We start from the raw sequence: 23629 nt of genomic DNA, 5'->3' as shown, positions 1-23629 counted from the left end.
TGCGCTTGTCCGACGCAAGTGTTCGGCACCTGATGAACGGGCGCCTGTCTGTCTCTGGTGCGCGCCTGGTTGCGTGGACGACGGTCCGGTGGCAGGCGTGCGGTTCCTGGCAGGGGTCGTCGTGAAGGGGGCGGATCTGGTCTGGAGCGGACGGTGGATGCTTGGTCCCGGCGCGGAATCAAGGCCGAAGGCCGCCGCGCCAACGCCAGGCCGCCCCGTCGCACCGGAGGTGCGCCGGTATACGCGGCACGCCTTCGGCGTGACGGACTGGCGATATCGTCAAGTATGCGCACCGATTACAGGTTTTACGGATGCTGAGACATAAAGTGCCCTGAATAACCGTCGGATCGCCAGCCCGCGGCCTGACGATGGCGCGGCTCACCCAACGTCCCCTCAAGGCCATTCCCGTCGATGCCCGCCCCCGGCTCAGGCGTCGAGCTTGTCGCCGAGGTGCCAGAGCATGTCGATGCAGTTCTGCAACTGGTCGAGCGAGATGAACTCGTCGGGCTTGTGCGCCTGCTCGATGGAGCCGGGTCCGCAGACCACCGCCGAGGTGCCGTAGCTCTGAAACAGCCCGGCCTCGGTGCCGAAGGGGACAAGCTCGGGCGCGTCGGCGCCGGTGAGGTCCATGACGATGTCGCGCGCCTCGTTGAGGGTGGCGGGCTCGAGCCCGTCGACCTCGCCGATCACTTCGGTGGTGATCGCGGCGTCGGGAAAGATCGCGCACATCCGCGGCAGCAGCATCTCCTCGCAATAGCGCCTGAGATCGTCCTTGACGAACTCGGCATCCGAGCGCTGCACCGGGCGCATTTCCCATTCCACGGCGGCGTTGGACGCGATGACGTTATGCGCCACGCCGCCCTTGACCGAGCCGGTGTTGATGGTGGACCAGGGCGGGTCGAAGCGGCTGCCCTCCGGCGCGCGGGCGCGCAGCGCCTCGGCCAGTTCCAGCAGGCGGTTGACGTAGCGCACGGCGTATTCCACCGCGTTCACCCCGCGTTCGGGGGCCGAGCCGTGCCCGGCCTGCCCGTAGAAGCGGGTGGTGTATTCGTAGCAGCCCTTGTGCCCCTCGATCACCCGCATCGAGGTGGGCTCGCCGATGATCGCCACGCCCGGGCGGATGCCGCGGGCGCTCAGGCTGTCGATCAGGGCCTGGCCGCCGAGGCAGCCCACCTCCTCGTCATAGGTGAAGGCGAAATGCAGCGGGCGGGCTGTCGCACGCTTGGCGAGCAGCGGGGCCATCGACACGGCGGTGGCGATGAAGCCCTTCATGTCGCAGGTGCCGCGCCCGTAGAGCCGCCCGTCATGCTCGATCAATTCGAACGGGTCCGACGCCCAGTCCTGTTCGGCGACCGGCACCACGTCGGAATGGCCCGACAGAACGATGCCGCCATCGCGCTCGGGGCCGAGGGTGGCAAAGAGGTTGGCCTTGTGGCCGATCTCGTCGTGGAAGATATCGACCCGCGCGCCGCAGGATTCCAGCCGGTGGCCGAGCCAGGCGATCATGTCGAGATTGCTCACCTCCGAGATGGTGGGAAAGGCGACAAGCTCGCGCAGGAGGGCGACGGTATCGGCAAGCTGGGTGCTCAAGGGGACCTCGGATGTTGGACGAGTCTGGAAACCATGTCACAGTGAATCCACCCGCGCCCGGCGTCAAGCCCCTGTCACGGGGGCGGAAATCGGGCGTGCCGGGCGCGGCGCGCAGGGGCCTTAAGCTCGCCGGATTTCCGCTGTAGGCTGAGCACGAGAGGCGGGAACGCGGGCGGATATGCGAAACGAGGACGAACGGGGCCGGGAGGAGGCGCGGGCGCAGGGCGGCGTGCGGCGCCGTCGGGTGTTCTACATCCCCGGCTACGACCCGATCCCGCCGCGCCGCTACCGCGAGCTCTACCGCCAGGAGGCGGCGGCGCAGGCCGCCGTCTCGGGCCACGAGATCACGCTTGCGCCCGCGGCCGGCGGGGGCCGCTTTGGCTGGGACGTGGCGGCGCGGATCGAGGGGCAGCGGGCGGCGGCGCGGATCGAGGTTCTGGGCTGGTCCGACATAGTCAAGGGCAGCATGGCGCAGGGGATCCTGGCCACCTACGGGCAACTGATCCGCACCGCCACCACCTATATCGGCACCGGCGCGCTGTTCCGGCTGATGCGGCTGCGCAAGGGGCCGGTGATCGCGGCGCTTTACCCGGTGGGGGTCTTGCTGGTGCAGCTTGGGCTGGCGCTCTTGGCGGCGTGGCTCCTGGGGCGGGTGCTGGCGATCCTGCACCCGTGGGCCGCGTGGGGCGGGCTGGCATCGGTGCCGGTGGTGCTGGCGGCATTCCGGCGCATGGATGGCCGGTTCTACGCCTATTACCTGATGCACGACTACGCCTGGTCGGCGCGGTGGCTGGGGGCCTGTCCGCCGGAAATGGAGGCGCGGATGGCGGTGTTTGGCGACGCCATCGCCGACGCCTTGCAGGACCGGTGCGACGAGGTGCTGGTGGTGGGCCACTCGTCGGGCGCGCATCTGGCGGTGTCGGTTCTGGCCGGCCTGATCCGCGAAGGCCGCGTGCCCGCGGATGGCCCGGCGCTGTCGTTCCTGAGCCTGGGGCAGGTGGTGCCGATGGTCTCGTTCCTGCCGCGCGCCTGGCGGCTGCGCGCCGATCTCGCGTATCTGAGCGGGCGCGAGGAACTGTTCTGGCTCGACGTGACCGCGCCCGGCGATGGCTGTGCATTCGCGCTGTGCGACCCGGTGGCCGTGAGCGGCGTGGCCCCCCCGGCGAAGCGCTGGCCGCTGGTGATCTCGGCGGCGTTCACGCGGACGCTGAGCCCGGCGCGGTGGCGCAGCCTTCGCTGGCGGTTCTTCCGGCTGCATTTCCAGTATCTTTGCGCCTTCGACCGGCCCGGCGACTACGATTACTTTGCGATCACGGCGGGGCCGCGGACGCTGGCCGACCGGTTCGCGGGCCGCACGCCGTCACCCGCGCGGATCGAGCGGGCCGTTTCGGGCTATCGGAGCGTGGCACCATGATCCCGCCCAAGCCCCCGGCGCGGGAGGGCCGCGTCTCGCTCTGGCGCTACATGCGGCTGTTTCGCGCCGACATCCTCTCGGCGCAGCCGGCGCGGCTCTACCGCGCGTGGATGGCCGAGTTTCGCACGCCGTTCTTTCGCTCCTACCTGTGCAACGATCCCGGTCTCGTCGATCTGGTGCTGCGGCAGCGGCCCGAGGACTTTCCCAAATCCACAAGGGTTTCGGAGGGGTTGCGGCCCTTGCTCGGGCAGTCGGTCTTCGTCACCAATGGCGAGACATGGAAGCGTCAGCGCCGGATCATCGACCCCGCCTTCGAGGGCGGGCGGCTGCGCGACACGTTCCCGGCGATGGTGGCGGCGGGGCAGGGCGCGGTGGCGCGGCTCAAGCCGCTGGCGGATGGCAGCCCTGTGGAGATCGAGGAACAGACCAGCCACGCGGCGGCGGACGTGATCTTTCGCACGCTGTTCTCGATCCCCATCGAGAACGCGACGGCGGCGCGGGTGTTCGCGCAGTTCAAGGCGCATCAGCGCACGCAGCCGGTGCTCAACCTTGCGGCGTTTGTCCCGCTGCCGCGCTGGTTTCCGCGCTTTCATCGCCGCCGGACAAGGGAGACCGCCCATACCATCCGCGCGCTGATCACGCAGTTGACGGCGCAGCGCATGAACGAGATCGAGGCGGGAAACGCGCCCGACGATCTGGCGACCAAGATCATGACCACCGCCGATCCCGAAACCGGCGCGCGGTTCGACACAACGGAAATGGTCGATCAGGTTGCGATCTTTTTCCTTGCGGGTCACGAGACGAGCGCCTCGGCGCTGGCCTGGGCGCTCTATCTGCTGGCGCTTTACCCCGACTGGCAGGAGCGTGTGGCGTCGGAGGCGGCGGAGGTGATGGGCAACCGCGCGCCGGAATTTGCCGATATGGGGCGGCTGCGGGTGGCGCGCGACGTGTTCCGCGAGACGCTGCGCCTCTACCCGCCGGTGCCGATGATGGTGCGCGAGACGGCCTGCCCCGAGCGGTTTCGCGGGCGCGAGGTGCCGCGCGGTGCGCAGGTGGTGCTGAGCCCCTGGCACCTGCACCGCCACGAACGGCTGTGGGAGCGGCCCGATGAATTCGACCCTGCGCGCCATGCCGACGGGAACGGGAGGGACGGCCTGCGCCGGGCCTGGATTCCGTTCTCGGCGGGCAGCCGCGTCTGCCCCGGGGCGGGGTTTGCCATGATCGAGGGGCCGCTCTTGCTGGCGATGCTGGTGCGGGCCTACCGGGTCGAGGCGGTCGCGGGCCGGGCGGCGATGCCGGTGGCGCATCTGACGGTGCGGGGCCGCGACGGGATATGGCTGCGGGTCATGCCGCGCGGGCAGGGAGGCGGCCGCCGTGCCGATGCCTGACCCCGGGGACATGGCGGGAGCGGCGCGGCGTTGCAGGCGCTCGCGCCCAGCGGCGACCGGTTGCCATCCCCGCCGGGAGCGGCCGTTCGCGGTCGCTCAGGCCCCGAGCGCCTTGTCGAGATTCTCGTCCACCTTTTCGAGAAAGCCCATCGTGGTGCGCCAGCCCTGATCGGGGCCGACGAGGAGCGCGAGATCCTTGGTCATGTCGCCCGATTCGATGGTCTCGACCACGACCCGTTCCAGCGTGTCGGCGAAATGCGCCAGCTCGGCGTTGTCGTCAAGCTTGGCGCGGTGTTTGAGCCCGCCGGACCAGGCAAAGATCGAGGCGGTGGAATTGGTCGAGGTCTGTTCGCCGCGCTGGTGCTGGCGGTAGTGGCGGGTGACGGTGCCGTGGGCGGCCTCGGCCTCCATGATCTTGCCGTCGGGGGTGAGCAACTGGCTTGTCATCAGCCCCAGCGAGCCAAAGCCCTGCGCCACGGTGTCGGACTGTACGTCGCCATCGTAATTCTTGCAGGCCCAGACGAAGCCGCCGTTCCATTTCATCGCGCAGGCCACCATGTCGTCGATCAGGCGGTGCTGGTATTCGATGCCCCTGGCCTCGAACCTGTCCTTGAATTCCTCTTCGTAGACCTTCTGGAAGAGGAGCATGAACTGCCCGTCATACTGCTTGAGGATGGTGTTCTTGGTGCTGAGATAGAGCGGCCAGCCCATGTCGAGCGCGTAGTTCATCGAGGCGCGGGCGAAGTCCATGATCGAGGCGTCGAGATTGTACATGCCCATGTAGACGCCCGAGGAGGGGGCCTTGTAGACCTCTTCCTCGATCACCGTGCCGTCCTCGCCCACGAATTTCATCGACAGGGTGCCGGGGCCGGGGAATTTCATGTCGGTGGCCTTGTACTGATCGCCGAAGGCGTGGCGCCCGATGACGATGGGCCGGGTCCAGCCGGGCACGAGGCGGGGCACGTTGCGGCAGATGATCGGCGCGCGGAACACCACGCCGCCCAGGATGTTGCGGATGGTGCCGTTGGGGCTGCGCCACATCTTTTTCAGGCCGAATTCCTCGACCCGGCCCTCGTCGGGGGTGATGGTGGCGCATTTGACGGCGACGCCGACCTCCTTGGTCTTTTCCGCCGCGTCGATGGTGATCTGATCCTCGGTGCGGTCACGCTCCTCGATACCGAGATCGTAATAGAGCAGGTCCAGGTCGAGATAGGGAAGGATGAGTTTCTGCTTGATGAAATCCCAGATGATGCGGGTCATCTCGTCGCCGTCCATCTCGACGATGGGGTTCTCGACCTTGATCTTTGACATGGGGCGCGCTCCGGGGTTTGGGTGGGTCTGGTCAGGCTATATCAGCGGTGGGGTGGTGCGGGAAGGGTTGGGGGGCGGCATTGGCCTGTAGGGGCTGTTGGGGTGAGCCGCGCCATTGCATGTCCGCGGGCAGGCGAGCCGACGGGTGTTCAGTGCGCTTTATGTCTGCTTTCCCGCAAAAGTCTTAATCGGCGCGCTGGCTTGGCCAAATCGCCTGTCCGTCACGCCAAAGGCGTGCCGACTGTATCGGCGCACCTTCGGTGCGACGGGGCGGACATGCGATGGCGCGGCGGCCTTCGGCCTTGATTCCGCGCCGGGGACAGGGAGGCGAATGTCCCTTCCAAGCCAGAATCGCCCCCCTGCCTCCGCCGCTCACCTCACCCGATGATGCCGTTCAGCGTCGCCGAGGGGCGCATCACCGAGGCGAGTTTCTCCGCGTCGGGGTGGTAGTAGCCGCCGGTATCCGCCGCGCTGCCCTGCGCTGCCGCCAGCTCGCCGGTGATCTGCGCCTCGGCCTCGGCCAGCGCGCGGGCCACGGGGCCGAATTCCTCGGCGAGGCCCGCGTCGTCCGATTGTGCGGCCAGCGCCTCGGCCCAGTAGCGGGCGAACCAGTAGTGGCTGTCGCGGTTGTCCGGCTCGCCCGCCTTGCGCGACGGCGAGCGGCCATGGTCGAGCACCTCTTGCGTCGCGGCCTCGACCGCTTCGCCCAGCACGCGGGCGCGGGCGTTGTCGTGGGTCTGTGCGAGGAACTTGAGGCTTTCGCCGAGCGCGCAGAATTCGCCGAGGCTGTCCCAGCGCAGGTGGTTTTCGGCCAGAAGCTGCTGCACATGTTTCGGGGCCGAGCCGCCCGCGCCGGTCTCGAACAACCCGCCCCCGTTCATCAGCTTGACGATCGAGAGCATCTTGGCCGAGGTGGCCAGTTCGAGGATCGGGAAGAGATCGGTCAGGTAGTCGCGCAGCACGTTGCCGGTGATCGAGATACAGCTCTCGCCCCGCGTGATGGTTTCCAGCGAGGCGCGGGTGGCGGCGCGCGGGGTCATGATCTCGAACCGGTCGGCAACGCCCTCGGCATCGAGGATCGGCTTGATATATTTGATGAGTTCGGCGTCGTGCGGGCGCGCCTCGTCGAGCCAGAAGATCGCGCGGTAGCCGGTCTCCTTCTGCCGCGCGATGGCGAGGTGCACCCAGTCCTCGATCGGGGCCTTGCGGGCGTTGGACGAGCGCCAGATATCGCCCGCCTCGACCTGCGTTTCGTGCAGCACCGTGCCGTCGTCGAGGATCATCCTGACGGTGCCCGCCTGCGGGATCTCGAAGGTGGTGGGGTGGGAGCCGTATTCCTCGGCCTTCTGCGCCATCAGGCCGATATTCTGCACCGTTCCGGCGGTCGCGGGGTTCAGTTTTCCGTTCTCCTTGAAGAAGCGGATCGCCTCGTCATAGACCGGCGCGTAGGAGCTGTCGGGGATGACGCAGACGGCGTCGTGCTCCTTGTCGTCGGGCCCCCAGCCCTTGCCACCGCCCCGGATGAGGGCGGGCATCGAGGCGTCGATGATGACATCCGAGGGGACGTGCAGGTTGGTGATTCCCTTGCCGGAATCGACCATGTACATCGCCGGGCGGTCGGCCATGCAGGCGTCGATGGCCTGGAGGATATCCTTGCGGTCCTTCACGCGCTCCAGCAGGTCGCCCAGCCCTGCATTGGGCGACACGCCGAGCGCCTTCATCTCGTCGCCGTATTTTTCGAACACGGGCGCGAGGAACTGTTTTACCGCGTGGCCGAAGATGATCGGGTCCGACACCTTCATCATCGTAGCCTTCATGTGCAGCGAAAACAGGATGCCCTCGGATTTGGTTTTTTCGATCTCCCCGGCGAGGAAGGCGTCGAGCGCGGCGGCACTCATGCAGGTGGCATCGACCACGGTTCCTTCGGGGTAGCTCAGCCCGTCCTTGAGCACGGTTTCGCCGGTCGCCGTCTCCAGCACGACCTTCGCGCCGGTCGCTCCGGGCAGGGTGGCGGAGCGCTCGTTGGAGAAGAAATCGCCCGCCGACATGGTGGCGACGCGGGTCTTGCTGTCTGGCGACCAGTCGCCCATGCGGTGCGGGTTGGCTTGCGCGTACTTCTTGACCGCGGGGGCGGCGCGGCGGTCTGAATTGCCCTCGCGCAGGACCGGGTTCACCGCCGAGCCCTTGAGCGCGTCATAGCGTGCGCGGACGGCTTTCTCGTCGTCGGTCTGCGGATCAAAGGGGTAGTCGGGCAGGGTATGGCCCTGGCCTTGCAATTCGCGGATCGCCGCCACGAGCTGCGGCTCGGAGGCGGAGATGTTGGGCAGCTTGATGACGTTGGCGGCAGGCGTTCTGACAATCTCGCCCAGCGCCTTGAGGTGGTCGGGCTGACGCTGATCGTCGGTCAGATAATCGGGAAAGGCGGCGAGGATGCGCCCGGCGAGCGAGATGTCGCGCGTCCCGACGGTGATGCCGGCGGCGGACGCGAAGCGTTGAATGATCGGCAGGAGCGAGCCCGAGGCGAGCTCGGGGGCTTCGTCCACCTTTGTGTAGATGATGTCGGGGGTGTCGGTGTTGGCCATCTCTGGGCTCCTCCTTGCGATCCGGTGCGGTCCGGACGACTCGTCCGCTTGGATGCCTCATAGCGGAAACGCGTGGCGCGGGAAAGATAGTATGCGACGGTATACATAAAAAATGAACGAAATGGGCTCGGAGCCTTTAACGCAGCCTGCCGTTCGAAAGCGGATAGGTGCTGTGTGGTGCTGCGCGGGTCCTCAACCGGCGGCGGGTCGAATGGCAGCGCCCTCACACCGTCTCTGCCGCCGTGCCGCGCAGCCCGTGCAGCAGCGCCAGCCCCGCCAGCACCGCCGCCAGCACGCCCAGATGCGCGGGCATCGGCGTGCCGTCGAATTGCTGGCCGATGGGGATGGCGAGCGCCACGCTGCCCAGCGTGGCGACCGCGCCGGTCACGCTCGCGGCCATGCCCGCGACCTCGCCCATAGGTGCCATCGCCAGCGCGTTGAGATTGCCGAGCGTGAAGCCCGCCTGCACGAACACGCCGGTTTGCCAGACAAGGAACACCGCGAATTGCGGCCCCGGCGGCAGGCCCACGGCCCATGCGAGGATCGCCAGCGAGGTGAGCGCCACCTGCACCGTGAGTGCCGCGCGCACCATCCGCACCATGCCAAGGCGGCCCACCAGCCGCGCGTTCACCAGGCTGCCGCTGCCCGCGACCAGCGCCATGCCGAAGAACCAGAACGGAAATTCCGCGCCGCGTCCGAAGGTCGCGTCAAATGTCGGCTGCACCACGCTGAGCGAGGTGAAGAGCGTGGTCATCGCCAGCATCTGCACCGCGATGGCGCGGCGGGTGACGGGGTGGGCCACCACCTGCCGCATCGCCAGCGCCAGCGGGCGCAGGCGAAACCGGCTGCGGCGGGCGGGCGGCAGCGGCTCCGGCAGGCGCAGCATCATCCAGGTCGAGAGGGCGAGGGCGAAGAGGATGAACGCCGCGAACACCGCCCGCCATCCCGCCAGCGCGATCAGCCCCGCGCCGATGAGCGGGGCCATCGCCGGGGTGAGCGCGAAGACCATCATCACAAAGGACATCAGCCGCGCCATCTCGCGCCCCGCGGCGACATCGCGGATGATTGCCAGCGCCACGATGCGGAACGCCGCCGCGCCGAGGCCCTGCACCGCGCGCGCCGCGAGCAGCGTGTCGAGCGATTGCGCCGTGATTGCCAGCGCCGCGCCGCCCATGTAGATCGCGGCGCCCGCGAGGATCACCGGGCGGCGGCCATAGCTGTCCGAGAGCGGCCCGGCGATCAGCGTGCCCAGCCCCAGCCCGGCCAGAAAGGCGGTGACGATCAATTGCGCGCGGTTGGGGTCGGCGGGGCTGAGATCGGCGGCGATGACCGACAGCGCGGGCAACATCGCGTCGATGGAAAAGGCCACCGAGGCGGCCATCATCGCCATCAGCGCGATGAACTCCGCGCGCGGCGGCAGCGGGCGCGCCGGGGGCTGCGGGGCGGTCATTTCTTCTTGCTGCGCTGGGCGGCGAGGGAGTGGCGGGCCTCGGATTCCGCCTCGCTCTCGCGGCGGTGGCGGGCGATGGCGTGAAAGCCGAAGCGCTGGATCGCCGCCGCGAAGATACCGAGCCCGGTGATGATGAACACTGTGGTGCCGATCTTGCCCGCCACCGTGGCCGGCACGAGGTTGCCATAGCCCACGGTCGAGAGCGTGACCACGGTGAAGAAATAGCTGTCGAGCCAGCTCCACCCCTCGACGAGGCGGAAAAACACAGTGCCGCCGACGATCACGGCGGCGAGCAGGACCAGAAGCGTGCGCGCGCGCATGGGACTTCAGCCTGCGCCGTTCGCCGTCTGCGTGGTCATCTCGTCGATCACCCGCAGCCACATTTCGGGCGGCTGGCAGCCGGGGACCGCGTGTTGACCGGCCACGACAAAGGTCGGCACGCCGGTCACGCCCATTTGCCGGAACTGCGCGTCGCGGGAGGCGATTTCCTCGCGGTCGGCATCCGAGGCCAGCAGCCGCGAGACGAGCGCCGCGTCGATCCCCAGACCGTCGGCGAGATCGGCCAGCACCTCGTGGTCCGAGATGTCGCGCCCCTCGTGGAAATAGGCGCGGAACAGCGCCATCGCCATCGGCGTCTGGCAGCCCTCGACCTCGGACCAGTGCAGCAGGCGGTGCGCGTCGATCGTGTTGGGCGTGCGCGGGATCGCCGCAAAGTCGATGTCGAGCCCCGCCGCCTCGGCGCGTTCGAGCACCGGCGCATAGGCCCGCGCCGCGCCGTCGCGGCTGCCGAACTTGCCCTCCAGGTATGCGCGCCGGTCCATGCCCTCGGGGGGCATGTCGGGGTTGAGCTGGAATGGCTGCCAGTGGATCTCGAACGGGTGGTCGGGGCGCTGCGCGAGCGCCTGGTCGAGCAGCGTCTTGCCGATGTAGCACCAGGGGCAGATCGGGTCGGAGATGATGTCAAGCCGGACCATTGAGGGCCTCGTAGATCGGCCGCAGGGCGCGGCGCAGGAGTTTTCCGTTAGCCCCCGTCGGCAGGCTTTCGACGTGAAAGAAGCCGTGCGGGCACTTGTAGGCCGCAAGCCGGGCGCGACAATGCGCGTCGAGGCTCGCGGGATCGAGCGGTTCGGGGCCAGTATAGAAGGCCATGACGAGGCGCGCATCCTCTTTCACCTCGATATCGGTGACGGCGGCCTCATGGATGCCGGGATGGAGGCCGAGCGCCGCCTCGACCTCGATGGGTGAGACGCGGTAGCCGCCCGCGTTCATCATGTCGTCGGCGCGGCCCATGTAGGTGACGGTGCCTGTCGCATCCATCGCGCCGCGATCGCCGGTGCGGAACCAGTCGCCGACGAATTTCTCCGCCGTCGCCTCTGGCGCGCCCATGTAGCCCAGCATCAGGCCGGGATCGTCGCGGCGGATGGCGATGGTGCCTTCCGCGTCATCGGCCACCGGCGCGCCATCGTCGCCGATGATCGCCACCCGGCGCCCCTTTTGCGGGCGGCCCAGCGTGCCGGGGGGTGCCGGGCGGTCGGGGCTCGCGGAGATGAAGGTAGAGCATTCCGACATGCCATAAGCCTCGTGGATGGCGGTGCCGGTGGCCTCGTGCCAGCGGGTGCGGATCGCATCCGACAGCTTCTCGCCCGCTGCAAGCCCGTGGCGCAGGCGCGGCAGGGGCGGCAGCGACCCGGCGGCCAGCATCTTGCGGTAGACGCCGGGGGCGGCGGCAAAGAGCGTGGCGTCGTGCCGTTTGAGCAGCAGCGGCAACTGCGCGGGCGTCACGCCGGGCGCGGGAATCAGCGCGGTCGCGCCCGCGCGCCATGGGTCGAGCAGCCCGGTGCCGAGGGTAAAGGTCCAGTTGAACGCGCCCGCGTGGCACAGCCGGTCCTCCCCGGTCAGGCCGTACCAGCCCGCGTGCATCATTTCGCGTGCGATAATGGCACGGTGAGCGTGCATCACCGCGCGCGGTTGGCCCGAGGTGCCGGACGTGTAGATGATATAGGCGAGCCGGTCGGGATCGGCCATGTGATACGCGGCGGGCGGCAGCGCGCGCATGGCGTCGAGCGCCGCCTCGTCCAGCACCGGCAGGCCGGTATCATTCGGGCAGGCGATGCCATCGCCGCGCAGGATCAGCCGCGGTTCTGTGGTGGCGATCACGCCCGCGACTTCCGGCTCGGTGAGCTGCGGCGAGGTGGGCACCGGCACCAGCCCGGCGGTGATCGCGCCGAGATAGGCGAGCGGGAACTCGACGGTGTTGCCGAGCCGCATCAGCACCCGGTCGCCCGGTTCGAGCCCCCGCGCCAGCAGCCCCGTTGCCGTGCCGCGCACCGCAGCCTCGAGCCGTGCGTAGCTCCAGCGTTCGGCACCCGACAGCCCGATCACCGCGAGCGCCACCTTGTCAGGGTGGCGGGTGCCGGCGGCCAGCACGTGGGCGGCGAGGTTGAAGGGTACGGGGCAGGGCGGCGGCGGCCCCTCGTCGAAGATCGCGGTCATGGACGCCGCTTATTCAGCGGCGGTTCGGGATGCAAGGGCACGCGCGCCCGTGGCGGGTATTTGCCGGTTTCGCGGACACGCGGGGCCGCGTGTCAAATGCCGCCGATTTCAGGGTGATAGCCGAATGGACGGGCGCACCACTCCGCCGACGGCGCGCCCTTTGCACAAGGGGCCGACTTGACCTTAAGATGTTAACAAGAATTCACTTCCCGCCTTACGTGTGCTGTGCTAGTCACCTTAAAGAAGAGTAACATCAGGGATTCGTGGTGGGTGATCCCGAAATGACTTGCGGTAGGTTTGCTGGTTAAAACTATGAAAAAACAGAATATCGCCATCAATCTCCCCATATGTAAACTGCAACCTGAACGTGCCGAATCTGCATATCTTCGTTGGGGCAAGCCCATCTTTGACCTCGTGTTCAGTGTGCTGCTGTTGCCGCCGTTGGCCGTGGCCTGTGCCGCCCTTCTGGTGCTCAACCCGATCTTCAATCGCGGCCCGCTGTTTTTTACTCAGCCGCGCATGGGGCTGGGCTGCCGCGCCTTCGGTGCCATCAAGTTCCGCACCATGCGCCCCGTCATGCGGGTGACGCGCCGCGCCGATGATCCGCTGGAGCTGGACCGGATCACGCCCCTGGGCCGCTTCCTGCGGCGCAGCCGGATCGACGAACTGCCGCAGATCATCAACGTGCTGCGCGGCGAGATGAGCCTGATCGGCCCGCGCCCCGATTATTTTCACCATGCGCGACGCTATCTGCGCCGCGTGCCCGGCTATCGCCGCCGTCACGAGGTGCGCCCCGGCATCAGCGGGCTGGCGCAGACCGATCTCGGCTATGTCGATTGCACCGAGGGCACGCGGCTCAAGGTCGCGCTCGACCTGCGCTATGTCGAGCAGATGAGCCTGCGGCTCGATCTCTACATCTTCCGGCGGACGCTCGAGACGGTGGTCGGGCGCAAGGGCTGCTGACGCGGCGGCGCGCGGCCCGGCCGGTCTTGCCCCCGGCGCGGCCTGCCGCTATGGCGGGGCGTGCAGCCAAGGGGAGAGCAGGCCGATGGGCGTATCCGATGATGTCCGGGACGGGATGCCGGGCCCGGCCCTGAGCCGCGAGGCGGTGCGCGGCGTCGCCGCGCGGGTGCTGGGCATGGAGGCGGCGGCACTGGCGGCGATGGCCGAGGAGCCCCCCGAGGGCCTGGCGCGCGCGGTGCGGCTGGTGCTCGACGCGCCGGGCCGGGTGGTGGTCTCGGGCATGGGCAAATCGGGCCATGTGGCGCGCAAGATCGCGGCGACGCTGGCCTCGACCGGCACGCCCGCGCTGTTCCTGCATCCCGGCGAGGCGAGCCACGGCGATCTGGGCATGGTGGCGGCGGGCGATGTCTGTATCCTGCTGTCCAATTCCGGCGAAACGCGGGAATTATCGGACCTCGTGCAATATACCCGCCGCTTCGGCATCCCGATGATCGCGGTGACGCGGGTGGCGGGCAGCACGCTGGCGCGGCAGGCCGACGTGGCACTGATCCTGCCCGACGCGCCCGAGGCCTGCGCGATCGGCATGGCCCCCACCACCTCGACCACCTGCGCGCTGGCGCTGGGGGATGCGATCGCCGTCGCGCTGATGGAGGCGCGCGGCTTCTCGCCGGAGGCGTTCCACGTGTTTCACCCCGGCGGCAAGCTTGGGGCGCAGTTCCTGCGGGTCGCGGACGTGATGCATGTGGGCGCGGCGCTGCCGGTGGTCGGCCCCGGCACCGGCATGGGTGAGACGCTGGTGGAGATGAGCGCCAAGGGCTTTGGCGTGGCGGCGGTGATCGAGGAGGGCGACCGGCTGCGCGGGGTCATCACCGATGGCGATCTGCGGCGCAACCTCGATGGGCTGATGGACCAGAGCGCCGGGGCGGTCGCCACCCCCGATCCGCGCGTCGCCCGCCCCGACATGCTGCTGTCCGAGGCGCTGGGGGTGATGAACCGCCACAAGATCGGCGCGCTGCTGGTGGTCGGCGAGGATGGGCGGCTGCGTGGCCTCGTGCATATCCACGACTGTTTGCGCGCGGGGGTGGCCTGAGGCGTGCGGCGCTGGCCTGACGCTGCCCCTCGAGGCCTGGCCCCGTGCAGTCGTGCTATCGCCGCAAGCTCAACGCCGGGCGGTGACGCCGCTCAGGGGATCAGGCGCTTGACGTAACCGGGCAGGGCAAAGGCCGCCTTGTGCACCTCGGGGGTGTAGTAATCGGTGGCGATGCCCGAGGCATCGAACCGTCCCTGAAGCACGTCGGGCGGCGTGGCGCGCGCGGGGCCGTCTGTGCCCCAGCCGAACGCCATCGGCCCGCCCGCATAGGTGGGGATGGTGGCGAGGTAGCAGGTGGCGTCCGAGAACAGCGCGCGAAACGCCCCCATGGTATTCGTCAGCTCGCCCCCTTGCATGAACGGCACGCCGTTCTGCGTGACAAGGATACCGTCCGTGGTCAGGGCGCGTTTGGCATGGCCATAGAACGTGTCGGTAAAGAGCACCTCGCCGGGGCCGATCGGGTCGGTCGAATCGACGATGATGACGTCATAGCCGCCCGCCGTCCGGCGGATGAACTCGGCACCGTCGGCGATCACCAGCTCCAGCCTCGGGTCGTCGAAGGCGCCAGCGCTCAGCATCGGCAGGTATTCCTTCGAGAACTCCACCACGCCGGCGTCGATCTCGACCATCGTGACATGGGTGACGCTGTCGTGCCGCAGCACCTCGCGCGCCATGCCGCCATCGCCGCCACCGATGATCAGCACGCGCCGCGCGGCGCCGTGGGCGAGGATCGGCACATGGGTCAGCATCTCGTGATAGATGAAATTGTCGCCCTCGGTGGTCTGCACCACGTCGTCGAGCGTCAGCACGCGGCCGAAGGTGCCGTTTTCGAACACCTTCAGCCGCTGATGGTCGGTCTTGCTGTCATAGAGCATCTCGTCCACGCGCAGCGATTGCGCGTAGTCGGGATGCAGCCTCTCGCGGGTCCAGTCGCTCATGCCGCGACACCGGCCTCGCTCACGAGGCCCTCGCCACGCTTGAGTTCGCGCACGCGGACATCGGCGGTGCCGAATGCCGATTTCAAGACATCCACGGCCAGCCACGGCCGGGCCTCGCCGCACATGAACACGTCGAACGCGCCATAGCCGATTTCGGGCCAAGTGTGGACCGAGATATGGCTTTCGGCCAGCACCGCCACGCCCGACACGCCCTGCGGGCTGAACTTGTGGGTGTGGATATGCAGCAGCGTCGCGCCACAGGTGTCCACGCAGTCGCGGAACGCCTGCCCGATGCGGGCCTCGTCATCGAGCCCGTGGCCGTTCACCACCTCGATGATGAGATGCGTTCCCGCAAACACAGTGCCGTCGCGCCGGATAAAGTGATCCTCGCGGTCCTCGTCCAGCACGTCGCGGGGCAGAATGGTAGTGTAATCGTTCGCGGGGGTGATCCCGCGGGCGGTGTCTTCCTCTTGGGCGCCTGTCTCCAGACCGATCCCCAGTTGGAAGAGGTTGGCGTCTTTCATGGCGCTCCCCTTCTTACCAGCAGATTGAATCCAGTCGGTCCCTTAGCGCCCCCCCGGAAGACATCCGAAGTTGGGATCGGTCCCGATCAAGTGAGAGCGCAGATAGGGGCAGGGCCTGAGTCGCGCAAGGGGTTTCGTGACGCAAGGGCAAGAATTCCGGCACCGGCACCGGGGTGCGGGTGAGCCGGCCAGGGCGGGGACGCCGCCCAGGCCGATCTTGCCCGGTTCAGCGCCAGAACGGGCGGGCGGCTTCCGCGCGCGCCGTGTGAGTTTCAAGGCCGATGTCATGCAGAAGATGTGCGTCAAGCCTGGCAAGCTGCGCGCGGGTTCGGCGGTTCATGTCCCAGGTGATGACCAGCACGGCAAAGGCGATGGCCAGGCGCGCGACGAGAGGTGTCGGATACGCCGCGGCGAGGAGCGGATGCGGGGCCATTTGTTGCTGTGTGCGTGTCATGGGAACCTCATATTGTATTGACACAATGGTAATTACTGGTAATTATGTGGATACAATCATGAAATTGAGTCGTCCATAAAAGGATTGTAATGGATACAATGTTCTCTCCCAACCTGGCGAATGCCGGGCGATCGAAGTACAAGGCCCTGGCCGATGCGTTGCGCAAGGCGGTCGTGGACGGCTCGCTTACGGCGGGGGATAGGCTGCCGCCGGTGCGCGAACTGGCCTATCGTTGCGGCGTGACCCCCGGCACCGTCGCACGATCCTATTCGCTGTTGATCGACGAGGGGCTGCTGGAGGCGGGCGTGGGGCGCGGAACCTTCGTTGCCGGGGCCGGGCCGGCACCCGAGCCGCCACAGTGGCCTGAAACCCTGTCGTTGCGCACACCGGTGCTGCCCGATGGTGGTCAGGGGGCGTTGCTGCGCGATGCTTTGCACCGGATGGCCGAAGGCGGCGATATGAGCGCCTTGCTGGATTATCCCGGGCGCGGCAATGACGGGGCGCTGCGCAAGGCGCTGCACGCCGGGATTGCCGACCTGCCGATCGGGAACTTCGATGCCGATGATATCGTGATGGCGCATGGCGGGCAGAGCGCGATGCTCGCGGTGTTGCAGACCGTGTTGAAGGGCTCTGACCCGGTGGTTCTGATCGAGGCGGCGGCCTATCCGGGGTTTCGCCGCGCCGCCAGCCTGTGCCGGGCGCGGGTGATCAACATCGCGTGCGACGAGGAAGGGCCGCTGGTGAGCGAGATCGAGGCGGCGGCGCGAGACGAGGGTGCGCAGATTTTCGTGACATCGGCAGAGGTAAACAACCCGACGCTCCGCTGCACGAGCCGTGAACGCCGGCGCGAGATCGCCACGGTGGCGCGACGGTATGGGCTGCATGTGCTGGACGACGACTGCTACCGGTTGAGCAGGCCCAGCGCCGAAAGCTATCGTGCGCTGCTGCCTGATTTGGGCTGGTACGTGTCGTCCATGTCGAAATCGTTCGGACCGGGCCTGCGGGTCGGCTGGGCGATCGGCCCCGAGGGCAGCGCGCCGGAACTGGCGCGATCGGTTGCCTATGGGTGTTTCGGCCTGGCGCGGCCGCTGACCGAACTGGCGTATCATGTGCTGACAGACAAACGATACGAGGCTGTTCTGGCCGCCTCGCGTCGAACCATGGGGCAACGCGTGCGGCAGGCGGTGAACCATCTGGGCGGCCATGATGTCACCTGGCACGAGGATATCCCGCTCTTGTGGATTTCTCTGCCCCTTGGCTGGCGGGCCAGCCGGTTCGTGAGGGCGGCACAGGCGCAGGGCGTGCTGCTTAAATCCTCCGAGGAGTTCGTGGCCCGCGATGCGCGCGCGCCACATAGCGTGCGCCTTGCCGTTGACGGCAGGATCCCCGAGGGATGTTTCGAGCGCGCGGTCGATACGGTGCGCAGGCTGTTGGACAATCCGCAGGAGGAAATGTCGGTTTGAGCGAGGGGTATTATGATACCTTATTTGTAACCCATTGAACTAACTGATTTAATTGATCACAAGGCCCATTGACGTGGCGCGAAACCGGCGTATAACCCGCCCATCGACCGGCCCGGCCATGCCCGGGGCCCGGACATCTCTGGAATAACAGCAAGGTTCTGCCCGAAATGAAGACGTTTTCCGCAAAACCGGCAGATATCGAAAAGAGCTGGATCGTGATCGACGCCGAGGGCGTCGTTCTGGGCCGCCTCGCCTCGATCATCGCCATGCGCCTGCGCGGCAAGCACAAGCCGAGCTTTACCCCGCACATGGACATGGGTGACAACGTGATCGTCATCAATGCCGACAAGGTGCAGCTTACCGGCAACAAGCGCAACAAGCCCAATTACTGGCACACCGGCCACCCCGGCGGGATCAAGAGCCGCACCACCGGCGAAATCCTCGAGGGCAAGTATCCCGAGCGCGTGGTGATGCAGGCTGTCAAGCGGATGCTGCCCGGCAACCGGCTGAGCCGTCGTCAGATGACCCATCTGCGCGTCTATGCCGGCACCGAGCATCCCCATGAAGCCCAGAACCCCGAGGTTCTGGACGTCAAGAACATGAACTCCAAGAATACGCGGGTGGCTTACTGATGGCTGAAGAAATCAAATCCCTCGAAGGTCTCGACGCCGTCGCAGGCGAGGTGACCGCGCCCGCCGAGGCCGTTGAGGCGCCGCGCGAGCCGGTGCGCGACGCGCTCGGCCGCTCCTACGCCACGGGTAAGCGCAAGGACGCGGTGGCCCGCGTCTGGATCAAGCCCGGCTCGGGCAAGGTTGTCGTGAACGGCAAGCCGATCAACGTCTATTTCGCGCGCCCCGTGCTCCAGATGATCCTCAAGCAGCCGTTCACCGTGTCGGGCACCGAGGACCAGTTCGACGTGATGGCGACGGTCAAGGGCGGCGGCCTGTCGGGACAGGCGGGCGCCGTCAAGCACGGCGTGTCCAAGGCGCTCCAGCTTTACGATCCGTCCCTGCGCGGCGCGCTCAAGGCCGCCGGGTTCCTCACCCGCGACAGCCGCGTGGTCGAGCGCAAGAAATACGGCAAGGCCAAGGCGCGCAAGAGCTTCCAGTTCTCCAAGCGCTGATCGTCGGCAACTGCCAGATCAATGGAAGGGTCGCCCCCAGGGGCGGCCCTTTGCATTTCGTGGTGCGGACGAGGGCTCCTGAGGTTCGGAGCGCAATCTTGGCTGCGCGCGGTAAACGCCTCAGCCGAGCGCCTTGTGCATCTTGCAGCGCGCCAGCGTCACGCCCCTCCGCCCGACCCGCTCCTCCTTCACAACGTGCCAACCATTCTTCAGAAAGAAGGGGCGGGCAACCAGACTGGCCTCGGTCGTAAGTCGCTTTGCGCCACGGTCTTTGGCCCACCGTTCTGCTTCACGCAGGAGCGCTCGCCCCACGCCTAGCCCGGTTGCTGATGGCAGAACGAAGGAGAGTTCAATGTAGCCCGTTGGGTCGATAGTGAAGAAGCCGACCGGCTCGCCATCCATCTCCGCGACAAATCCGTTGAGGGCCTCCAGTCGTTCTTTCCAGCGATCAAGATCAATCGTCTCTCCGCCCCACGCGAGCCGCTGTTCGTCGTTGTAGGCTCCTCTTGTGCCTTCATGGACCGCGCAGAAGAAGATGCGACCAACAGCACGATAATCCCCAACGACCAAGGGCCTGATATCTACACGATCGCCCATATCTTCCTCTCTTACTGGTGCTGTCGTCCTTGTAGCGGGCTCTAGCAACGGCAGGAATGTCCACCGAACCGACCTCCAACATACACCACCCCCGAAGGTTTTTCGGAAGCCCCTGTTCGACAGGGTTTCGTAGGCACGAGGGCTGTCGCCCGAGCATGCACCGCGAAACGCAATGATCTGGCCTCCGGGACGGGTCAGGGGGGCCGTTCACGGCTCCGTCAACAGGTGCGATTCAGGTTCACTCACCGTGATGCCGGTGCATACTCCGCCCCCGAGGCGCGGCCCCGTGCGGAGGGCCGGGAGGGAGGAGAGGCCATGACCGATACAGTGACGTTCCTGCATCACCCCACGTCGCAGCCCTGCCGGGCGGTGCATCAGCTCATGCTGGAGACGGGCGTGCCGTTCGAGGAGGTGATCGTCAACCTGATGGATGGCGAGAACGAGACCGAGGAGTTCAAGACCACCTACAACCCCACCGGGCAGGTGCCGATCCTCGTCGATGGCGATTTCACCCTGTGGGAAAGCGCCGCCATCGGCTCTTACCTCGCCGAGCGGTTCGAGCTGCCGGGTAACTGGCTGGGCCGCGACATGCGGCAGCGGGCGCGCATCCAGCAATACAGCCATTTTCATTCCACCATGCTGCGGCGCGGGGCCGGGGCGTTCTTCTACACCCGCTTCGCCGAGTGCATCTGGGGCCCGCGCGACTATTCCGCCGAAATCGCCATGGGGCGCTACATGCTGGCGGAGTCGATGCCGATCCTGGAGACGTGGCTGGAGGCCCGCAGCCATCTGTGCGGCGACGAGATCAGCTTCGCCGACCTGCTGGCGTTTCACGAATTCGTCTCGCACGAGGCCGGCGCGATCATCCCGTCCGACGAATGGGCGCGCTTCCCGCGCACGCGCGCCTGGTTCGAGCGGCTGCAGCAACGACCGCAGGCCCGCGCGGTGAGCGGCATGATCATGGAGGTGGGGGCGATGCGCCGGGCCGGTCACATGATCCCGATGACGCGCCGCACCTCGCTGGCCAAGGGAACCGCGGTCAAGCCCGGCCTGCCGGGCTGATCCACGCCCGGTTTCTTCTTGCGTGTGACGGTGCCCGCCCATAGAAGGACCGCGATCTTGACCGCCGCGGACGCCTCCGCGGCCCGATGCATAGGAAAGGACGAACATGCAGGTCACCGAAACCCTCAACGAAGGTCTCAAGCGCGGCTACCGGATGGTGCTGACGGCGCAGGATCTGGACGACAAGGTCACCGCCAAGCTCAAGGAAGCGCAACCCGAGATCGAGCTCAAAGGCTTCCGCAAGGGCAAGGTGCCGCTGCCGCTGCTGAAGAAGCAGTTCGGCCAGCGCGTGCTGGGCGAGGCGATGCAGGAAAGCGTCGATGACGCGATGAAGGCGCATTTCGAGGAAAAGGGCGAACGCCCGGCCTTCGAGCCGGACGTGAAGATGGCAAACCAGGAATGGAAAGAGGGCGACGACGTCGAGGTCGAGATGACCTACGAGGCGCTGCCGGAGATCCCCGAAATCGATCTCGGCGCGCTCAAGCTCGAGCGGATGGTCGTCAAGGCCGATGACGCAGCCGTGGAGGATGCGCTGAAGAACCTCGCCGAAAGCGCGCAGGACTTCAAGGACCGCCGGAAGGGCACCAAGGCCAAGGATGGCGACCAGGTGGTTGTCGATTTTGTCGGCAAGGTCGATGGAGAGCCGTTCGAGGGCGGCGCGGCCGAGGATTACCCGCTCACGCTCGGCTCCGGCAGTTTCATCCCCGGTTTCGAGGAGCAGCTCGTCGGCGTCAAGGTGGGCGAGGAAAAGGCCGTTACCGTGACGTTCCCGGAAGAATACCAGGCCGAGCATCTCGCCGGCAAGGAAGCGGTGTTCGACTGCACGGTGAAGGCCGTGAAGGAACCCGTTCCCGCGGCGATCGACGATGACCTGGCGCAGAAATACGGGGCCGAGGATCTCGACGGTCTCAAACAGCAGATCGGCGAGCGGCTCGAGCAGGAATATGCCGGGGCGGCGCGCGCGATCCTCAAGCGAAATGTGCTGGACGCGCTCGACGAGAAGGTGAGCTTTGACCTGCCTCCGACGATGGTCGAGAGCGAGGCCAAGCAGATCGCGCACCAGCTATGGCACGAAGAGAACCCCGATCACGAGGGCCACGACCACCCCGAGATCGAGCCCTCGGAGGAGCACATCAAGCTGGCCGAGCGGCGCGTGCGGCTGGGGCTCTTGCTGGCCGAGCTGGGTCAGAAGGCCGAGGTCGAGGTGACCGATGCCGAGATGACGCAGGCGGTGATGAACCAGGCGCGGCAGTATCCCGGGCAGGAGCGGGAATTCTTCGAGTTCGTGCAGAACAACCCGCAGATGCGTCAGCAGATGCGCGCGCCGATCTTCGAGGACAAGGTGATTGACTACGTGGTCGAGCTTGCCGAGGTCACCGACAAGGACGTGACGAGGGAAGAGCTCGAAAAGTCGATCGAGGATATGAACGACGAGTAGCATGGCGGCTTCAGGCTTGATCTGACGGACACATCAGCGAACGGCGCCGGGAGTGGGGGGCCGGGCTTTGGCTTGCACCCCCGGGGCCTCCGTGTCTTCCGGGTGGTGACGGGCATCCCGCAGGAGGTCAGATGCAGGCAGCGGTGGCGGGCTTTGCGCTCGGGTTTTCTCTGATCCTCGCGATCGGGGCGCAGAATGCCTTCGTGCTGCGGCAGGGGCTGCGGCGCGAGCATGTGCTGCCGGTGGTGCTGGTCTGTGCCTGGTCCGACGCGGTGCTGGTGGCCGCCGGAGTGGCGGGGTTCGGTGCGCTGGCCGAGGCGGTGCCGGGGCTGGAGCGGGTGATGCGCTATGGCGGCGCGGCCTTCCTGCTGGTCTATGGCGCGCGCGCCTTTCTCGCCGCCTGGCGCGGCGGCGAGGTGCTCGAGGCGGGCCACGGCGCGGGCAGCCTCGCACGCGCGGTGCTCACCTGCCTTGCGCTGACATGGCTCAATCCGCATGTCTATCTCGATACGGTGGTGCTGCTGGGGTCGGTCTCGGCGCAATACGAGAACCGGCTGGCTTTCGGCGCGGGTGCCGTCTGTGCGAGCTTCGTGTTCTTCTTCGCGCTGGGATTTGGCGCGCGCCTGCTCGCCCCGTTCTTTCGCCGCCCCCTGAGCTGGCGGGTGCTCGATGCCCTGGTAGGGGCGGTGATGTGGGCGATCGCGGCGCGGCTGCTGCTGGGCTGAGGGGTGCACAGGCGCTGTGCAGGGACCGACCTGCGCGCTCAGGCGCGGATATGCTAGCATTGCCCGGTCAACACGGAGGACATGCGATGAGCTGGAACCCCGGGCTGGAACCTAAGTGCCCCGCGGCCGATGAGATGGACGCCATCGAGACGGTGATCGTGCCGCGCGCCCGCGATATCGGCGGATTCGAGGTGCGCCGCGCGCTGCCTGCGCCGCGGCGGCAGATGGTCGGCCCCTTCATCTTCTTCGATCAGATGGGCCCGGCAGAATTCCTCACCGGGCAGGGGATCGACGTGCGCCCGCACCCGCATATCGGCCTCGGCACGGTGACCTACCTGTTCGAGGGCGAGTTTCAGCATCGCGACAGCCTCGGGACCGACCAGATGATTCACCCCGGCGCGGTCAACTGGATGGTGGCGGGCCGGGGCGTCACCCATTCCGAGCGCACGTCCGAGGCCACCCGCCGCGGCGAGAGCCGCCTTTTCGGCATCCAGACATGGGTGGCCCTGCCCGAGGCCGAGGAAGAGCGCGCCGCCAGTTTCGAGCATCACGGGGCAGACGCGCTGCCGGTGCTGGAGGACGCGGGCGCAAAGGTCCGCCTCATCATGGGGCGGGGCTGGGGCGCGCGCGCGCCGGTGCACACCTTCTCCGGGATGGTATATGCCGATGCGCGGCTCGATCCGGGGGCGGCGCTGCCGTTGCCCGACGACCACGAGGATCGCGGCATCTACGTGGTCGCGGGTGCGGTCGAGGTCGCGGGGCAGGTGTTCGGGGCCGGGCGAATGATGGTGTTTCGCCCCGGCGACCGGATGTCCCTGCGCGCGGGCGCGCCGGGCGCCCGGATCATCGTGCTGGGCGGCGAGACGCTGGAGGGTCCGCGCTATATCTGGTGGAATTTCGTGGCCTCATCCCGCGAACGGATCGAGGCGGCCAAGGCGGATTGGGCGGCGGGCGACCGGGCGCGCTTTCGCCTTCCGCCGGGGGACGAGGACGAGTTCATCCCGCTGCCCTGAGCCATGCGCCT

General features: G+C 67.5%; 22 protein-coding genes. 11 read left to right on the top strand and 11 right to left on the bottom strand.

Going from position 1 to position 23629, the window contains the following annotated elements; genetic code table 11:
- Window positions 1–426 precede the first annotated feature (426 nt).
- Entirely contained in the window at window positions 427–1590 is a 1164-nt protein-coding gene (gene argE, locus ACFFU4_RS06610; protein WP_377068321.1) for an acetylornithine deacetylase, read from the bottom strand.
- Between the two features lie 178 nt (window positions 1591–1768).
- Here argE and ACFFU4_RS06605 point away from each other — a divergent pair, with 178 nt between their 5' ends.
- Both ACFFU4_RS06605 and ACFFU4_RS06600 read left to right on the top strand, forming a co-directional pair.
- A complete protein-coding gene (locus tag ACFFU4_RS06605; protein WP_377068319.1) occupies window positions 1769–3004 on the top strand; it encodes a hypothetical protein in 1236 nt (411 codons plus the stop codon).
- On the top strand, window positions 3001–4392 hold the full coding sequence (locus ACFFU4_RS06600; RefSeq protein ID WP_377068317.1) for a cytochrome P450: 1392 nt from the start codon (window positions 3001–3003) through the stop codon (window positions 4390–4392). Before ACFFU4_RS06605 ends, ACFFU4_RS06600 begins: the two co-directional genes overlap by 4 nt.
- Window positions 4393–4488: 96 nt before the next feature.
- Here ACFFU4_RS06600 and ACFFU4_RS06595 read toward each other — a convergent pair whose 3' ends face one another.
- The 6 genes from ACFFU4_RS06595 to ACFFU4_RS06570 form a co-directional block, all read right to left on the bottom strand.
- On the bottom strand, window positions 4489–5703 hold the full coding sequence (locus tag ACFFU4_RS06595; protein WP_377068315.1) for an NADP-dependent isocitrate dehydrogenase: 1215 nt from the start codon (window positions 5701–5703) through the stop codon (window positions 4489–4491).
- A 377-nt stretch (window positions 5704–6080) separates the two neighbouring features.
- Complete coding sequence (locus ACFFU4_RS06590; protein WP_377068313.1) at window positions 6081–8285, bottom strand: NADP-dependent isocitrate dehydrogenase; 2205 nt, start codon at window positions 8283–8285, stop codon at window positions 6081–6083.
- A 223-nt stretch (window positions 8286–8508) separates the two neighbouring features.
- Window positions 8509–9735, bottom strand: a complete 1227-nt coding sequence (locus ACFFU4_RS06585; RefSeq protein WP_377068311.1) for an MFS transporter — start codon at window positions 9733–9735, stop codon at window positions 8509–8511.
- Window positions 9732–10055 (bottom strand): potassium channel family protein, encoded by a 324-nt coding sequence (locus ACFFU4_RS06580; RefSeq protein ID WP_377068309.1) that lies wholly within the window; start codon window positions 10053–10055, stop codon window positions 9732–9734. The genes ACFFU4_RS06585 and ACFFU4_RS06580 overlap by 4 nt, the downstream gene beginning before the upstream one ends.
- Before the next feature lie 6 nt (window positions 10056–10061).
- Window positions 10062–10709, bottom strand: a complete 648-nt coding sequence (locus ACFFU4_RS06575) for a DsbA family oxidoreductase (protein ID WP_377068307.1) — start codon at window positions 10707–10709, stop codon at window positions 10062–10064.
- The gene (locus ACFFU4_RS06570) at window positions 10696–12228 is read right to left on the bottom strand and encodes a class I adenylate-forming enzyme family protein (RefSeq protein WP_377068305.1); all 1533 of its coding nucleotides are present in this window, start codon (window positions 12226–12228) and stop codon (window positions 10696–10698) included. Before ACFFU4_RS06570 ends, ACFFU4_RS06575 begins: the two co-directional genes overlap by 14 nt.
- Before the next feature lie 345 nt (window positions 12229–12573).
- Here ACFFU4_RS06570 and ACFFU4_RS06565 point away from each other — a divergent pair, with 345 nt between their 5' ends.
- Entirely contained in the window at window positions 12574–13191 is a 618-nt protein-coding gene (locus tag ACFFU4_RS06565) for a sugar transferase (RefSeq protein ID WP_377068473.1), read from the top strand.
- Window positions 13192–13306: 115 nt separating this feature from the next.
- Window positions 13307–14281, top strand: a complete 975-nt coding sequence (locus tag ACFFU4_RS06560; protein WP_377068471.1) for a KpsF/GutQ family sugar-phosphate isomerase — start codon at window positions 13307–13309, stop codon at window positions 14279–14281.
- Window positions 14282–14373: 92 nt separating this feature from the next.
- Here the strand turns inward: ACFFU4_RS06560 and speE are convergent, their stop codons facing one another.
- The 3 genes from speE to ACFFU4_RS06545 all read right to left on the bottom strand — a co-directional run bounded on the left by speE (window position 14374) and on the right by ACFFU4_RS06545 (window position 16176).
- A complete protein-coding gene (gene speE, locus ACFFU4_RS06555) occupies window positions 14374–15219 on the bottom strand; it encodes a polyamine aminopropyltransferase (protein WP_377068303.1) in 846 nt (281 codons plus the stop codon).
- Window positions 15216–15743 carry an adenosylmethionine decarboxylase gene (gene speD / locus ACFFU4_RS06550; protein ID WP_377068301.1) on the bottom strand — a complete coding sequence of 176 codons (528 nt, stop codon included), beginning with the start codon at window positions 15741–15743 and terminating at the stop codon, window positions 15216–15218. The genes speE and speD overlap by 4 nt, the downstream gene beginning before the upstream one ends.
- 226 nt (window positions 15744–15969) lie before the next feature.
- Window positions 15970–16176, bottom strand: coding sequence for a DUF1127 domain-containing protein (locus ACFFU4_RS06545; protein WP_377068299.1), 207 nt, complete (start codon window positions 16174–16176; stop codon window positions 15970–15972).
- 119 nt (window positions 16177–16295) lie between these two features.
- Between ACFFU4_RS06545 and ACFFU4_RS06540 the strand changes: the two genes are divergently transcribed.
- The 3 genes from ACFFU4_RS06540 to rpsI all read left to right on the top strand — a co-directional run bounded on the left by ACFFU4_RS06540 (window position 16296) and on the right by rpsI (window position 18783).
- Window positions 16296–17660 (top strand): aminotransferase-like domain-containing protein, encoded by a 1365-nt coding sequence (locus ACFFU4_RS06540; RefSeq protein WP_377068297.1) that lies wholly within the window; start codon window positions 16296–16298, stop codon window positions 17658–17660.
- Window positions 17661–17827: 167 nt separating this feature from the next.
- Window positions 17828–18292 carry a 50S ribosomal protein L13 gene (rplM, locus tag ACFFU4_RS06535; protein ID WP_129433510.1) on the top strand — a complete coding sequence of 155 codons (465 nt, stop codon included), beginning with the start codon at window positions 17828–17830 and terminating at the stop codon, window positions 18290–18292.
- Entirely contained in the window at window positions 18292–18783 is a 492-nt protein-coding gene (rpsI, locus tag ACFFU4_RS06530) for a 30S ribosomal protein S9 (RefSeq protein WP_377068294.1), read from the top strand. The genes rplM and rpsI overlap by 1 nt, the downstream gene beginning before the upstream one ends.
- A 120-nt stretch (window positions 18784–18903) precedes the next feature.
- On the opposite strand, the gene ACFFU4_RS06525 is transcribed toward rpsI, so the two are convergent.
- Window positions 18904–19380, bottom strand: coding sequence for a GNAT family N-acetyltransferase (locus ACFFU4_RS06525; RefSeq protein ID WP_377068292.1), 477 nt, complete (start codon window positions 19378–19380; stop codon window positions 18904–18906).
- Between the two features lie 315 nt (window positions 19381–19695).
- Here ACFFU4_RS06525 and ACFFU4_RS06520 point away from each other — a divergent pair, with 315 nt between their 5' ends.
- From ACFFU4_RS06520 to ACFFU4_RS06505, 4 genes are all read left to right on the top strand, one after another.
- Entirely contained in the window at window positions 19696–20442 is a 747-nt protein-coding gene (locus ACFFU4_RS06520; RefSeq protein WP_377068290.1) for a glutathione S-transferase family protein, read from the top strand.
- A 106-nt stretch (window positions 20443–20548) separates the two neighbouring features.
- Window positions 20549–21880, top strand: a complete 1332-nt coding sequence (gene tig / locus ACFFU4_RS06515; RefSeq protein WP_377068288.1) for a trigger factor — start codon at window positions 20549–20551, stop codon at window positions 21878–21880.
- A 131-nt stretch (window positions 21881–22011) separates the two neighbouring features.
- Window positions 22012–22605, top strand: a complete 594-nt coding sequence (locus tag ACFFU4_RS06510; protein ID WP_377068286.1) for a LysE/ArgO family amino acid transporter — start codon at window positions 22012–22014, stop codon at window positions 22603–22605.
- Window positions 22606–22691: 86 nt separating this feature from the next.
- The gene (locus ACFFU4_RS06505; RefSeq protein ID WP_377068284.1) at window positions 22692–23618 is read left to right on the top strand and encodes a pirin family protein; all 927 of its coding nucleotides are present in this window, start codon (window positions 22692–22694) and stop codon (window positions 23616–23618) included.
- Window positions 23619–23629 lie beyond the last annotated feature (11 nt).

Source organism: Roseovarius ramblicola, from assembly GCF_042430665.1.
GTDB lineage: Bacteria > Pseudomonadota > Alphaproteobacteria > Rhodobacterales > Rhodobacteraceae > Roseovarius > Roseovarius ramblicola.
The sequence above is the reverse complement of the archived record's forward strand: the minus strand, read 5'-3'. Positions and strand labels throughout refer to the sequence as shown.